At 67.2% G+C, this 14199-nt stretch carries 13 protein-coding genes; 6 read left to right on the forward strand and 7 right to left on the reverse strand.

The features are described from left to right. Positions 1–1400, forward strand: a 1400-nt coding sequence (locus MTR62_RS07790; RefSeq protein WP_244018681.1) for a pseudouridine synthase, incomplete at its 5' end; no start/stop codon positions are given. After that, positions 1397–1966, forward strand: a complete 570-nt coding sequence (gene rsmD, locus MTR62_RS07795; RefSeq protein ID WP_244018683.1) for a 16S rRNA (guanine(966)-N(2))-methyltransferase RsmD — start codon at positions 1397–1399, stop codon at positions 1964–1966. The genes MTR62_RS07790 and rsmD, both read left to right, overlap by 4 nt. A gap of 855 nt (positions 1967–2821) precedes the next feature. Here the strand turns inward: rsmD and MTR62_RS07800 are convergent. Both MTR62_RS07800 and MTR62_RS07805 read right to left on the reverse strand, forming a co-directional pair. Next, complete coding sequence (locus MTR62_RS07800) at positions 2822–3262, reverse strand: ester cyclase (protein ID WP_244018685.1); 441 nt, start codon at positions 3260–3262, stop codon at positions 2822–2824. After that, a complete protein-coding gene (locus MTR62_RS07805; protein ID WP_327194389.1) occupies positions 3259–3897 on the reverse strand; it encodes a DUF2239 family protein in 639 nt (212 codons plus the stop codon). The genes MTR62_RS07800 and MTR62_RS07805 overlap by 4 nt, the downstream gene beginning before the upstream one ends. An 87-nt stretch (positions 3898–3984) precedes the next feature. Between MTR62_RS07805 and MTR62_RS07810 the strand changes: the two genes are divergently transcribed. Beyond that, the gene (locus tag MTR62_RS07810) at positions 3985–4374 is read left to right on the forward strand and encodes a GIY-YIG nuclease family protein (RefSeq protein WP_244018689.1); all 390 of its coding nucleotides are present in this window, start codon (positions 3985–3987) and stop codon (positions 4372–4374) included. A gap of 252 nt (positions 4375–4626) precedes the next feature. Here MTR62_RS07810 and MTR62_RS07815 read toward each other — a convergent pair whose 3' ends face one another. The 3 genes from MTR62_RS07815 to MTR62_RS07825 form a co-directional block, all read right to left on the reverse strand. Continuing rightward, positions 4627–5139, reverse strand: a complete 513-nt coding sequence (locus tag MTR62_RS07815) for a hypothetical protein (protein ID WP_244018691.1) — start codon at positions 5137–5139, stop codon at positions 4627–4629. Between the two features lie 289 nt (positions 5140–5428). Further along, positions 5429–6397 carry a caspase family protein gene (locus tag MTR62_RS07820; RefSeq protein ID WP_244018692.1) on the reverse strand — a complete coding sequence of 323 codons (969 nt, stop codon included), beginning with the start codon at positions 6395–6397 and terminating at the stop codon, positions 5429–5431. 276 nt (positions 6398–6673) lie between these two features. Continuing rightward, positions 6674–6943, reverse strand: coding sequence for a hypothetical protein (locus MTR62_RS07825; RefSeq protein ID WP_244018694.1), 270 nt, complete (start codon positions 6941–6943; stop codon positions 6674–6676). 239 nt (positions 6944–7182) lie between these two features. Here MTR62_RS07825 and MTR62_RS07830 point away from each other — a divergent pair, with 239 nt between their 5' ends. Continuing rightward, positions 7183–9480 (forward strand): ATP-dependent helicase, encoded by a 2298-nt coding sequence (locus tag MTR62_RS07830; protein WP_244018696.1) that lies wholly within the window; start codon positions 7183–7185, stop codon positions 9478–9480. A 171-nt stretch (positions 9481–9651) separates the two neighbouring features. Next, positions 9652–10122 carry a MarR family winged helix-turn-helix transcriptional regulator gene (locus MTR62_RS07835; protein WP_244018698.1) on the forward strand — a complete coding sequence of 157 codons (471 nt, stop codon included), beginning with the start codon at positions 9652–9654 and terminating at the stop codon, positions 10120–10122. A gap of 62 nt (positions 10123–10184) precedes the next feature. Here the strand turns inward: MTR62_RS07835 and MTR62_RS07840 are convergent, their stop codons facing one another. After that, positions 10185–11636 carry a DEAD/DEAH box helicase gene (locus tag MTR62_RS07840; RefSeq protein ID WP_244018700.1) on the reverse strand — a complete coding sequence of 484 codons (1452 nt, stop codon included), beginning with the start codon at positions 11634–11636 and terminating at the stop codon, positions 10185–10187. Between the two features lie 190 nt (positions 11637–11826). Further along, positions 11827–12468: a hypothetical protein gene (locus MTR62_RS07845; protein WP_244018701.1), complete on the reverse strand. Its 642-nt coding sequence runs from the start codon at positions 12466–12468 to the stop codon at positions 11827–11829. 268 nt (positions 12469–12736) lie between these two features. On the opposite strand from MTR62_RS07845, the gene MTR62_RS07850 reads away from it, so the two are divergent. After that, positions 12737–14179 (forward strand): FAD-binding oxidoreductase, encoded by a 1443-nt coding sequence (locus MTR62_RS07850; protein ID WP_244018703.1) that lies wholly within the window; start codon positions 12737–12739, stop codon positions 14177–14179. The last annotated feature ends 20 nt before the right edge of the window (positions 14180–14199 follow it).

A 14199-nucleotide genomic window follows, 5' to 3' on the forward strand; every position in this document is an offset into this window, starting at 1 on the left:
GCTCGGCACACCGGCGCGACGATGCACGCCCTGACACCCGGCGCGATGGCCCGCGGTCAGGGCCGCGCCCGGACGAGCGCACCGGACAGGCCCGCCGCGACGAGACGCGCGGCAACTACCGCCCCGACGATCGGCGCAACAATCACCGCAACGATCACCGCCGAGACGATGCGCGCCCATCGCCCCGTGGTGATGAGCGACGCGAACGAGCGTTTGGCCGCGAGGACCGGCGCAGCGACCGACACAGCAACGACCGGCATCAGAACGCCCGACATCCCGACGACCGGCACCGGGACGCCAGGCCCTATGGCGACAGGCGCCGCGAGGATGCGCGCCCGGCTCCCCGCCGCGATGACGCCCGCCGTGAAGACACGCGCCGCGACGGTGTCCGAAGTGCCGAACGCCGCCCCGCACCGCGCCGCGACGAACGCCCCGCGCCTTCCTGGCGCAACGAACGCCCCGCGCCGTCCCGGCGTGACGAACCGCGTGGCGGTTCGGGCCCCTTCGCCGAACGTCGCGGCGGGGTCGGTTCGCGCCCGCGCAGCTTCGGCAAGCCCAAACCGTCCGGCCCCACGCCCAAGGACCCCACCCTGCCCGCACGCGAAGGCGAACGCATCGCCAAGCTGCTCGCCCGCGCGGGTGTCGCTAGCCGCCGCGAGGCCGAACGCCTGATCGCCGAAGGGCGCGTCAAGCAGGGCGAGACGGTGATCGACACCCCCTCGACCGTGCTGACCTCGCTCCAGGGCGTCACGGTTGACGGCAATCCGGTCAAGGAAGCCGAGGCCACCCGCCTGTTCGCCTTCCACAAGCCCGCCGGGCTCATCACCGCCGAGCGCGATCCAGCCGGTCGCCCGACGATCTACACCGCGCTGCGCAACGCCCTTCCGGCAAACGCGGGCCGCGTGATGCCGGTCGGCCGCCTCGACTTCAACACCGAGGGCCTGCTGCTGCTGACCAACGACGGCGAGTTCAAGCGCGCGCTCGAACTGCCCTCCTCTGGTATTCCGCGCACCTATCGCGCGCGCGCCTTCGGGGACATCACGCAAGAACAGCTCGAAAGCCTGATCGAGGGCGTCGAGATCGACGGCATCCGCTACGGCAAGATCAACGCCAACATGGAGCGCGGCGTCGGCCACAACCGCTGGATCGAAATGACGCTGAGCGAAGGCAAGAACCGCGAAGTGCGCCGCGTGCTCGAACACTTCGGGCTCAAGGTCAGCCGCCTGATCCGCATCGGCTACGGCCCCTTCGCGCTCGACGACCTGCCCAAGGGCGCCGCGATCGAGATCGAAACGCGCCATGTCGAGCATTTCCGCCGCGAGATCGAGCGTCAGAACAGCCGCAGCCAGCCCCGATCGGACGGGCGTGGCGAGGCCCGTCCGGACGGAAGCGAAGCATGAAGCCCGCGAATACCCGCACGGGCCTGCGCATCGTCGCGGGCGAATGGCGCGGGCGCAAGCTGCTCACGCCCGAGGGTGACGCGACCCGCCCCACCGCCGACCGCACGCGCGAGACGCTGTTCTCGATGCTGGCAAGCCGGCTCGGCTCGTTCGAGGGCCTGCGCGTTGCCGACCTGTTCGCAGGTTCGGGCGCGCTCGGGCTCGAGGCGCTCTCGCGCGGAGCGGCGCATTGCCTCTTCGTTGATCAGGACGCCAGCGCGATCCGCGCGATCCGGGGCAATATCGCCAACCTCAAGGCCCAGGATCGCTGCGACGTGCGCGCGGCCTCGGCGCTGGCGCTGGGCACCGCGCGCGAGGCGCTTGACCTGGTCATGCTCGACCCGCCCTACGAGACCGGCGCGGGCGCGGTCGCGGCGGACAAGCTGGCGCGGCTGGGCTGGATCAACGAGGCCACCTGGGTCTCGATCGAAACCGCGCGCAGCGAAGGCGTGAGCCTGCGTGGCTTCGAGCTCGAAGCCACGCGCGATGTCGGCAAGGCCCGCCTCCACATCCTGCGCCTCGCCTGACGGGACAGCACCCCGAACAGCGCCCTCGGCAGGGGACTGGCGAGCGATTGCCCGCCCCCCGCCCTCGGCAACGCCGCTGCACACAAGACCCGAGCCGTAGGGGAAGGCCAGCGCCATGACCTGCACCTCGCCCCTGTTTCCGTAACAGCAACCAAGCCGCCCGCACCGCGCACGGGAGAGCTTCGTCCATGGAACCGCAAACGCGCAGGCCGATCACACCCGGCGACGTGCTTATGCAGGACGGATGCGCAGAACAGCCGTCCTGCCTTTACTCTTCATCCTGTGCGGGTGCGTGACCGAACAACGCCGACCTGATTTGCGGTTCGGGTGTAGCGGCGATCTGGCGGTGGTCGGGCGCATCAGGACGCTCGACGAGGCGGTCGTTCAAACTCCGCCCCTCGCTGGAGCGGTCGACCAGTTTTCATCAGATCGATCGCTCCAGGCTTTTGTTTTAGCGCATTTTCTGAACCGTCAGGTGTTTCCACCTGACTGGAAAATGCTCATGTTTTAGCGCATTTTCTGAACCGTCAGGTGTTTCCACCTGACTGGAAAATGCTCTGGCTGGCGCAGCACCTTCCAGCTTGCGGTTCAGATCAAGCGGGTGGTTCGAGGTAGCGAACGCAGGCGCGTGGTCTGGGCCAGAGCCATCGCGCACGCGGGAATTCGGGACGATCGTGACTTTCTGATCGTTCTCACCCCCGATGGGAATGGCGGCTATTGGTTGGCGACCGCGTCTCCCCGGCGAAACCATCCCCCACGCAGCCGCTCCTGTTCGTAAAGCGCGCGCCGGCTCGAGGACAACAGCCGGCAGCCCGGTCCCGCGCGGCTTCGAGGCGAACAGGGCCGCCCGGCGGCCTATCCACCTTGCGCACCCGCCGCCCTCTGCAACTGCCGCAAGACGCCAAGCCGGTCCGCGATTTGCCAATGGCCGGTCAATCGGTCCCTCGCGTCGAACGCGTAAAGGCTGGCCCCCGTCATCGTTATGCGCGCGCCGCTTGACGCAAAACCGGCGATCGCGCCCGAGTGGGTCGCGCTCCAGCTCCAGAACAGCGCGACGCGGTCGTGTTCCTCACTCGCATGGAGGATGGTGAAACGCTGGTCGGGGCATGGTGCCCGCGAAGTCTCAAGCCGCTCGATGAAGCCGTGCACGTCCAGCGTTCGGCCTTCCCACGGATCGCCCGGATCGCTGTGGATGGTGTAGGCGGGAGCGAGGTAATCGTCCACGGCGGCGCTGTCGCCTTCGTTCCACACCCGTTCGATGAAGGCGCGCAGGCGCACGATTCGTGCGCTGGTCATGGCGCTGGCACCGCGGCATCGAGCAGGTTCAAAAGATAAGCGCGCACGTCGTGCGGCCAAGTGGAGATGGCCTGCTCCAGCCCCGCCCGGTTCCCCGCGAAAAGCTGGCGCGAGGCATCCTCGAAATGCGCGAAATCGCCCGCGATCGCAGCCATGAAGCGGTAGGCGCGCTCACGCACCGCCCGTTCGTCGGTGCGCCCGGCATCGGCCTTGCGCGCAGCAGCGACCAGGCGGCGCAGCGCCTGCGAGGCGCCGCCCGGCTGGCGGGCCAGCCACTCCCAATGATCGGGCAAAAGCGTCACCTCGCGCGCGATCACGCCAAGCCGTGGACGGCCTCTGCGGCGCGGCGCGGCGTCTTTTCCGGCGCGACCCGCCACCTCGCCCGCATGAGCGTCCCCCGCATGAGCCTCTATACTGCGACCCTCGACACCATGGATTTCGGCCAGGCCAAGCCGCCAGTCGAGATCGACCGGCCGCCCGCTCGCATCCTCGAACACGAGCACCCCCGCCTCGCGCCCGCGCAGCGCAGCAACCAATTCTTGGCGCGTTCCCCGTGCCACCCGGCGGGTTTCGAAAAAGGCGGTGCAGATAGCGGGGGCGCTCGAAGGCATGGTACGTTCAGTCCTGTTCGGCATATTTTTACCCGGATATATTGCATGTGACTCCAAGTCAATTTATCCGGGTAAAAATATGCAACCATCGCGACGCGAGGAGTCACGGACATGAACAAGGATGATCGCAAGGCCGCCCTGGCGCGCTATCGCGACAGCGCACCGGCGATCGGCATTTACGCCCTGCGCGCGGACCGCCAGCCCGACGACACGGCCAGCGCGCGCATGCCCCAGGACACAACTGCGGGCACTCCCCCCGCGATCTGGATCGGCCGTGCCCGCGATCTGCGGGCTATCGAGAACCGGGTGACATTCACCCTACGCCTTGGCAAGTGCCCCCATGCCTCGCTTCAGACGGCCTGGTTGAAGCTGGGAGCGGCGGCCATCCGCTTCGAGATCCTCGAAGAGCTCGACCGCGAAAAACTGGGCCCGGCGCTTGAGCGCACGCTCAAGGAGCGGCACGAATACTGGATTGCCCATCTCGGCGCAGTCCGCATCTGATCCGAAGGCCGTTCGCCAGACGACCATACGATTTACACAGCGTGCCATCGCCTGCGCGTACACCGTCAGATGCCTAATCGCGCCGTTCCAAAGCCCATCGAACCCGCCTCGGCACAACGCACGACACGACCGCAACCGCCCCCAGACTGTTTGAAAGTTCGGCTACGGCAAACCTTGCCCCACAGCCCCAGGCCCGGCAGCGATCCGGAGCGGGCCCTGGCAAGCCAAGCTATCGGGTTCCCTGGTTCAAGGTCAACAACCCGCCAGCCGACAGTATTCACCCTGAAGGTAAGTCCGATCGGACTGGTCGCGGCTTTCGGCCTCACGATAAGCGGCAAAGTGGTCCCCATCGGGATTCGAGGCGGCGTGTTCGGCGCGCATAGCCTGGAAAAATCCTTTCTGTTCTTGCGGCGTAAAGACCGGATTGCCACCGACCTGATCGGTATAGAGCCGCGACAGTTCCTGCTGGTGCGCAGCCATGGCGTGCCGGAATCCGAGCATCGTCCCGGCGTAGAAGGCATCGAGCGCACTGGTGCAGGCGTTGACCGCCTCGACCTGCTGAAGGGTATCGGGTTGCGTGCGAAAATCCTCGCGGCACGGCGGGTATGCGCTCGCCGAGAAACCGGGCGCGACCGGCATTTCGGGCAAGGCCGCCCCCTTGCGCAGACGGGTGAGTTCGTCCATCGAGAGCCCTCCGGTTGCGTTGGCCGTGCGCGCTGCGGCGAGAGCGGGCGCGGCGCGGTCCTCCGACGTAGCATCCGTCACTGCGGTCCATTCCGATCTCGCGGCCGGGGTCAGGCGCGGCAGCGACGTCGAAGCAAGGCTCGCCGAGCCAACGTCGTCCGCAATCGCCTCGTTCGCGGGATGGGCAGCCGGTTCCAGACCATTCCGAAGCGCGCCAGCGGGCCCCGCGCCAGGCGCCGGGGCACCCGATGAAGCCAATGGAAGCGGCCTTTCCGCGCCCCCGACTGCCATGGCGCTCGTCGGCCCCGACGAATTCACCAAGGGCGCCATAACCGTATCGGCCGGTTCGCGCTCGAGCGCGGCGATCGCGCTACGCGCCATGTTCGCAAAGAGACCATCGGGAAACTGGCGCAGGAAGGTGCGGTAGCCCGAAAGCGAGTTCGAGGCCGCAGCCCCCCTGCCAGGCGAGCGCTTCATAGGCCGTCCGGTCATTTCCGGCGCTCGCATTACCGCCCTCCTGCGCGCCGCGGGCCGCGCCAGCGCCCGATGCACCTGCGAGCCCATCGTCTTGGCGCGGCACCGCCACAGCCGGCTGCGGCGCGGCAAGGTAGACCGGGGTCCCGGTCATGCTTGCGCTCACGAAGGGGCGTTGCTTGCCTCCGGTGCTTGCCAGCACGTCATCGCGGATCGCCCCGCCCAGGAGTTGCAGCGCGAGCCCCGGTTCGACCAGACGCCGCGCCAGAGAGGCCGCGAACGGCGAATTGCCGTCGCGCCCGTCGAGCGCGACCTGACCCGGTTGCGCCGCGTAGATGATGAGGACATCGTCGACCTCGACTTGCGCCATGCCGCTGCCGACCGCGCGCACGCCGCGCCTCCAGGAGTTGCCGAAGGGGTTGTTGCGGCAGGAATCGAGCACCAGCATCCGCGTGCGTGCGCCGCTGAGCGCTTCGAGCAGGCGGTCGAAGCGGTCGAAATTGATCGCCTCGTAAGGCAGGTCGAATTCGGTTTCCAGCGTGGCGTCGATCGGGATCAGCCAGTTGCGCCCCTGCCCTTCGATCGCGTGACCGGCGTGGTAGATCATCGCGACTTGCGCCCCGTTGGCCTTGAGCCGAAACTCGCGCAGCGTCTTCTGGAATTCCTCGTTGGTCTGGTCGAGCGCCAGCGTCACCGCAAATCCCGCGTTCTGCGCCGAACGGGCGATCAGGCGCGAATCGTTGGCCGGATTGTCGAGCGCGGTCGTGTGCGCATAACGCGCGTTGCCGATGATCAGCGCCACCTTGCCCACCTGCGCCCGGGCCCCCTCGGGCAACGCGGCGAAGACAAGCATCGCAAGGGCCATAAAAACGTTCAGACCCGGCCCGCCCGACCGGCTTTCCTGCGCAGCGCGTTTTGCCATTCACCCCTGATGCAGCCGCCCGCCGCCCTGCTGTCATGCCCCCAAGTTTCTACGCAACTTTACGTCTGACTACCGCGCGAAGCGGATCGGGACCGGCCCAAACTCGCGCCATCTCCGTTCACTTTGGAACCACTGTCTGCCCGCCCGAAACGGCGAAAGGGGCGCCGCTCGCACGACGCCCCCTCCTCTCCTGCCTACAGACCATCCTCCAGGGCGGGCTCAGCGCCGGTGCATCTCGCTGGCCGGTTCACCCGGCCAGGTCTCCAGCGCACGGTTGCCCCAGTTCAGTCCGGCCGCACGCGGATTTATGCAATCGTCCATGCGATCACCGCGACACACATCGTAGACCCGGCCGTCCACACGCACCTTCTCGGCGTGGCCGCGCGCGTCCTTCTGGACCACGTCGGCGCGCGGCGCCTGTGCCATCGCGGGCGTGGCAAAGGGGGCGGCCATAACCGCGACGGAAATCGCAATTGCAATATTCTTCATGGGCTTACTCCATAGTTCTAACGTGTTCTCACAGGCGTGAGAACTTCGGATGCCCCACCAACGCAACCCGAGGGGATCGCGCCCAAAAGACACGCGCCGCACCGCCCGCCAGGACCGGATCGGGTCCTTTGGGCACAAGCGCCTCTTTCACCCCAACGACGCACAAGGTGGGGAAATTGTTCCGGGACGGATCGCGAGCCGCCTTGCACGATGCGCCCGCGTTCCCTAGATGTTCACGGGTGACCGATACCCGATCCCTCCCGTCCGACCTGGACTCAAACCCGCTCATCGCCGGCCTCAACGCGCCGCAGCGCGACGCCGTGCTGACGACCGAAGGCCCGGTCCTGATGCTGGCAGGCGCGGGAACCGGAAAGACCTCCGCGCTCACCCGGCGCCTCGCCTGGCTGGTCCATTCGCGGCGCGCCTGGCCAAGCGAAATCCTGTGCGTGACCTTCACCAACAAGGCCGCGCGCGAGATGCGCGAACGTGTCGCCCAGCTCATCGGCCCGGCGGTCGAGGGAATGCCCTGGCTCGGCACCTTCCACGCGATCGCCGCCAAGATGCTGCGCCGCCACGCCGAGCTGGTCGGGCTGGAAGCGAACTACACGATCATCGACACCGACGATCAGCTGCGCCTCATCAAGCAGCTGATCCAGGCCGAAGGGGTGGATGACAAGCGCTGGCCGGCCAAGCAGCTTGCCGGGTGCATCGACCGTTGGAAGAACCGCGGGCTCAACCCCGGCGATCTCGACGCGGGCGAGAACGAGGCTTACGCCAACGGCAAGGGGCGGCATTTCTACGCGCTCTACCAGGAACGGCTCAAAGCGGTGAACGCCTGCGATTTCGGCGATCTCCTCCTCCACATGCTCAACATCCTGCGCCAGCACCGCGACGTGCTCGAGCAGTACCAGCAGCGCTTCAAATACGTCATGGTGGACGAGTATCAGGACACCAACCAGGTCCAGTACCTGTGGCTGCGGTTGATCGCCCAAGCGCGCCGCAACATCTGCGTGGTGGGTGACGACGACCAGTCGATCTATTCCTGGCGCGGCGCCGAAGTCGCCAATATCCTCCGGTTCGAAAAGGACTTTCCCGGCGCCAAGGTGATCCGGCTCGAACAGAACTACCGCTCCACCCCGCAGATCCTCTCGGCCGCATCGGGGCTCATCAACGAGAATTCGCAGCGCCTTGGCAAGACCTTGTGGACCGAGCGCCACGCGGGCGACAAGGTTCACATCATCGGCGTGTGGGACGCCCCCGAGGAAGCGCGCCGGGTGAGCGACGAGATCGAACGGCTTGAACGCGAGGGCGCCCCGCTCGACCAGATCGCGATCCTCGTGCGCGCGCAGTACCAGACCCGCGAGTTCGAGGACCGCTTCATCTCGATCGGCATGAAATACCGCATCGTGGGCGGTTTCCGCTTCTACGAACGCGCCGAAATCCGCGACGCACTGGCCTATCTGCGGGTGATCGCCCAGCCCGCCGACGATCTGGCGTTCGAGCGGATCTACAACACCCCCAAGCGCGGCCTCGGCGCCAAGGCGCTCGAGAAGCTGCACCAGCTCGCCCGTCGGCAGGGCACCCCCCTGTCGAAAGCCGCGATCGAAATCGTCGACACCGACGAACTGCCCGCGCGCGCGCGCAACACCCTGCTCTCGCTGATGCGCGATTTTGCCCGCTGGCGCGACCTCGACCAGACCGAAGGCCCGGCCGAGCTGATGCGCACCGTGCTTGACGAAAGCGGCTACACCGACGCTCTCCAGGCCGAAAAGACGCCCGAAGCCAACGGGCGGCAGGAAAACCTCGTCGAACTCGCCCGCGCGATGGAGGAATACGCCAGCCTTGGCGATTTCCTCGAACACGTCAGCCTGGTGATGGACAACGACGCCGCCGACACCGAGGAAAAGGTCACCATCATGACCATGCACGCGGCCAAGGGGCTCGAATTCGACAATGTGTTCCTGCCCGGCTGGGAGGACGGCGTGTTCCCCTCGCAGCGTGCGCTCGACGAAGGCGGGCTCGCCAGCCTCGAGGAAGAGCGCCGTCTCGCCTACGTCGCGATCACCCGCGCCAAGCGCAAATGCACCATCCTGCACGCCGCCAACCGGCGGATATACGGGCAGTGGACCAGTTCGATCCCCTCGCGCTTCGTCGCCGAGCTGCCCGATGCCGACGTCGAGAGCGAGACCACGCTGACCGGCGGCGCCTCGCTGTGGCGCGCCCAGTGGTCCGAACACGCCGATCCCTTTGCCGACGCGGCGCGCAACCAGCCCTCGCGCATCGTAACCCGAGGTCCGGGCTGGCAACGCGCCGCCGCGCGCGAATTCGATGCCTCCCCGCGCCGGGTCGCCGAAAGCACGCGCAGCGCGGCCAGCTTTGCCAGCAAGCCGCGCACCGACCTTGCCGTGGGCGCGCGCGTTTTCCACGAGAAGTTCGGCTACGGCACCGTCGCGGCGCAGGAAGGCAACAAGCTTGAAATCGAATTCGAACAGGCTGGCGCGAAGCGCGTGCTCGACAGTTTCGTGAAGCCCGCCTGACGCTGAACCTGCGATAGAAGGGCGCGATTCAAGGGATTTGCCATCCCTTGACCCGGCATACTGTCGGCCTTTGCCCCTGCCGGCCACCGTGGGTCACGGCGGCAAGGGTGCGCAGTTAGGTAGGTTCACGGAATGACGGTCAGGCCTAACTTGCGCTAATCATAGCCTTCGATGGATATGGATAGCGGGCTATACACATCGCTCCAGCGTGGACGTACGGCCGGGTTTCTGACCAGTTGGGCCGCCCGGCTCTACACCCGTGAAATGGACGCCCATCTGGCGCAGGCCGGAATTGGTGCTGCGTGCCTGCCGGTCCTGCTCGCGCTGGCCCCGCGCGGGGAAGAACCGGCTCCGGCGCTGACCCAGCGCGATCTTGCGCGGATCGCCTGTGTCGAACAGCCCACCATGGCCAACACGCTGGGCCGCATGGAACGCGATGGCTGGATCACCCGCACGGCGCATCCCGGCGACAGGCGCGCCGCGCTCGTCCGACTGACCCCGCAGGCCTGCGCGCACGTCCCCGCGCTCGAACACGCCGCCTCGGCGATCAACGCGCGCGCGCTCGCCGGACTGACGATGACCGAGACCGTCCAGCTGCGCGACCTCATGCTGCGCGTGATCGCCAATCTCGACGCAAGCTAGCCCCAACGACAGACGGCCAGCGCTTGCACGCTGGCCGTTCGAATGTCTGCGATCGCGAGCGCTCAGGCGATGGCCGAAACGCTCAGGAATTCGGGGACCGGACCGTTCCAGCCCTGATCGCCGCCCGCCGTTTCGTAGCGATCGCTGGTTTCGCGGTGCGCCGTGCGGCCGCGCCCGGTACGCTCGGGTTCGCGGACTTCGGGGCGCGGCGCCTTGGGAGCGGGACGCTCAGCCTGGGTCGGCCTGGCGTCCACCGGCTTCTTCGCCTCGACCGGACGCGCGGCTTCGACCTTCCCGGTTTCCGAACGCGCCGGGCGCTTGCGCCGCTTGGCGGGAGCCGCAGCCTTTGCCGACACCGGCGCTTCCTCGCGCGTGTCGTCCAGCGCCTCGCCGCCGTCGCTTGCCAGGCGATAGACCGGGATCTTGCCGCCGGTCAGCTTTTCGACGTTCTCGATCGCCTCGGCATCCTCGGGCGTGATCAGCGTGAAGGCACGGCCGGTCGCGCCGCCACGGCCGGTACGGCCGATGCGGTGGACGTAATCGTCCGGGTGCCAGGGGGTATCGAAGTTGAAGACGTGGCTCACGCCCTTCACGTCGAGACCGCGCGCGGCGACGTCGGAGGCGACCAGGATGTTGATCGCACCGCTCTTGAAGCGCTCAAGCTCGGCAATGCGCGAGGACTGGTCCATGTCGCCGTGAATCTCGCCCGCCTTGAAATCGTAGCGCTTGAGGCTCTTGGCCAGTTCGCGCACGGTCGTCTTACGGTTGCAGAAGATGATCGCGGTCGACACGTTGTCGGTACGCAGCAGCTCACGCAGAGCCTCACGCTTCTTGCGCGCGGAAACCTGGAGCTTGAACTGCTCGATGTTGGTGTTGGTCGAGGCGGGACGCGCGACTTCGATGTACTTGGGGTTCGACAGGAAGCGATCCGCCAGCTTCTTGATGACCGGCGGCATCGTTGCCGAGAACAACAGAGTCTGGCGGTTGGTCGGCAGTTTCGAACAAATCGTCTCGATATCCGGGATGAAGCCCATGTCGAGCATCCGGTCCGCTTCGTCGATGACCAGCAGTTCGCAGCCCGTGAGCAGGATCTTGCCCCGCTCGAACAGGTCCATCAGGCGCCCCGGCGTCGCGATCAGCACGTCCACGCCTTCCTGCAGCGCCTTGACCTGATCGCCCATCTGCACGCCGCCGATCAGCAGCGCCATGCGCAGATCGTGGTTCTTGCCGTACTTTTCGAAGTTTTCGGCGACCTGGGCGGCCAGCTCGCGCGTCGGTTCGAGGATAAGCGAACGCGGCATGAGCGCGCGGCGGCGACCATGCGCCAGCACATCGATCATCGGGAGAACGAAGCTGGCGGTCTTGCCCGTTCCGGTCTGCGCGATGCCGATGAGGTCCTTCATCATGAGGACCGGGGGGATGGCCTGGGCCTGGATAGGTGTCGGCTCAGTGTAGCCCGCGGCCTCGACCGCTTGCAGCAATTCGTCAGACAGGCCGAGATCGGCAAAGCTCATAAACGCTCAGGTTTCCGGAAATTTTCGGGACAGTTACAAAGGCGAGTACGGCACGCCCCGAAATTTCGGGACTTCCCGCAGCATCGCGATAGCGGCCCCCTAGTCCCATAGCACCACAAAAGTCAAGGAAATCCGCAGATGTGCCCGAGCTGCCGCGCGATGATGCGCCCGCCAGCCGGGCACAGTGGCCCTAGCGATGGCCCTCAACCAGTTCGCGCAGGCGGGTGAGATGGCAACGCATACCGCTGCGCGATTGCAGGCGATCGCGATTCACGCAGACTTTTCCGTCGCTCGAATGCGACAGATAGAAGCCCGAATAGAAGTCGCGCGCCTGGCAGGCCCCCTCGAGTTCGGCGACTACGACCCGCCGGTCGCGCGTAAACAGCAAAAGGCGATTGCCCTGTCCGGGCTGGACCCCGGCGATCGCCTCGGCCGCGATGCAGCTCCCGAACGGGCGCTCCTTGAAATGAGCCGGTCCATCGCGGCCGGGCATGTCGGCGGGCATGTCACGCGGCATTTCCATCGGCGCGCGCGGAGTGATCCGGATCGTCATGCGCTGTTCGATGCGGATCTGCCAGGAATCCTGCGGCTCGGCCATCGAGAAGCGCATCGCGAGGAAGGGAGTATCGTCCCAGGCATCGTCGCCCGCATCGGGCCACAACCCCGGCGAGGCAGGCTGATCCGAGCCTGCATCGAGCGACAAGCCGTCCACCCCGTCATCGCCCTGCGCCACCAGTTGCCCACCCGCACCAACGCCTTGCCCCGGCTGCGCGGCCGGGACCGCTGGCATCAGAAGCACCAGCGGAAAGAGCAGGACGGAGGCTAAACTCATTGCAAGCAGTGTTCCCTGAACGCGGCTGGACCGCTGTCTTGACGCTAGCGGCGGCGCTTTAACGGCCGCTGAACCTCCTCCTTGGCGCATGTTTGCCACCGCCGTTGACGCTGTAAAGACCCTAAAACAGCATAACCGATGCAACCTTGCGCCGCCCGACCGAGCGGCCAGCCCTCGCCCCGCCCACACACAGTCGAGCCCCGCCTGCCCCGCCCCCCGCACTTGCCCGATGCATATGCCCGGCGCCTGTGCCATAGCCGGGCGCACGATGCGCTCCCCCGACCTTTTCCTCGACCACGCCCACACCCTGCTCGGCCGCCGTGGCCTGACCCGCGATGCGCAAGACCTTGCCCCGTGGAGCACCGACTGGCGCGGGCGCTTCCACGGCCGACCACTCGCGCTCGCCGCGCCGCCCGACACCGCCACGCTCAGCGCCCTCGTCGCGCTGTGCCACGAGCACCGCATCGCGCTTGTCCCGCAAGGCGGCAACAGCGGCATGTCGGGCGGCGCGACGCCCGATGCGAGCGGCGCCCAGCTCCTCCTCTCGCTGCGCCGGATGAACGCCATCCGCACGCTCGACCTCGCCGAGCGGCGCGTCACCTGCGAGGCCGGGGTCATCCTCCAGACACTGCACGAAGCGGCCGAGGCGCAAGGCCTGCGCTTCCCCCTGACACTGGGCGGCAAGGGCTCGGCCACGGTGGGCGGGCTGATCGCGACCAACGCCGGGGGAACGCAAGTGCTGCGCCACGGAACCATGCGCGCACTGGTCCTCGGGATCGAGGCGGTGCTGGCGGACGGGCGCATCTACAGCGCCCTCACGCCGCTGCGCAAAGACAACCGCGGCTTCGACCTCAAGCAACTGTTCATCGGCGCCGAGGGCGTAAACGGCATCGTCACGGCGGCCACACTCCAACTTGTCCCCGCCGTGGCCGAGCGTGTCGTTGCCTGGGTCGGTGTAACCTCACTGACCCAGGCGCGGCACCTGCTCCAGGCCTGCGAGGATGCGCTGGGGCCCGGCGTGGAAGGCTTCGAAGTCCTGCCCCAGTCCTGCCTCGACCATGTGCTCGAGCATCTGCCGGGATCGCGCGCGCCACTTGCCGATCGGCACGCCTGGCACGCGCTGATCGAATTCGCACGGCCTGCCACCGCGTCCAGCGCGCACGAAACGCCGCCCACGCCCTTGCGCGATGCGGTGGAGCAGGCGCTGGCAACCGCACTCGAAGACGGCCTGATCGAGGACGCCGTGCTGGCCGCCAGCGAGACCCAGGCCGAGGCGTTCTGGCGCCTTCGCGAATCGATCTCGCCCGCCGAGCGCGCCCGCGGCCCTGCCGTCCAGCACGACATTTCGGTTCCGGTCGAATCCATGCCCGCCTTCATCGCGCAAGCCGCGCCGCAGCTCGAACGCGAATGGCCCGGCACCCACGCACTGGCGTTCGGGCACCTGGGCGATGGCAACGTCCATTTCCACGTCGTAGCCCCGCCCGGCGTCGCCCCCGAGGCGTGGTATGCAAACGATGCCAAGGCGATCAGCCGGCGCGTTCACGATCTCGTAACCGAATGGGGCGGCTCCATTTCCGCCGAACACGGGATCGGCCAGCTCAAGCGCGACGAACTCGCCCGACTGGGCGATCCGGTCGCGCTCGACCTGCTGCGCGCGGTGAAGCACGCGCTCGACCCGCTAGGGCTGCTCAATCCGGGCAAATTGCTTTAACATTAACGAGCAGGTCCCAT

It is taken from the genome of Novosphingobium organovorum (assembly GCF_022832435.1).
Taxonomy (GTDB): Bacteria; Pseudomonadota; Alphaproteobacteria; order Sphingomonadales; family Sphingomonadaceae; genus Novosphingobium; species Novosphingobium organovorum.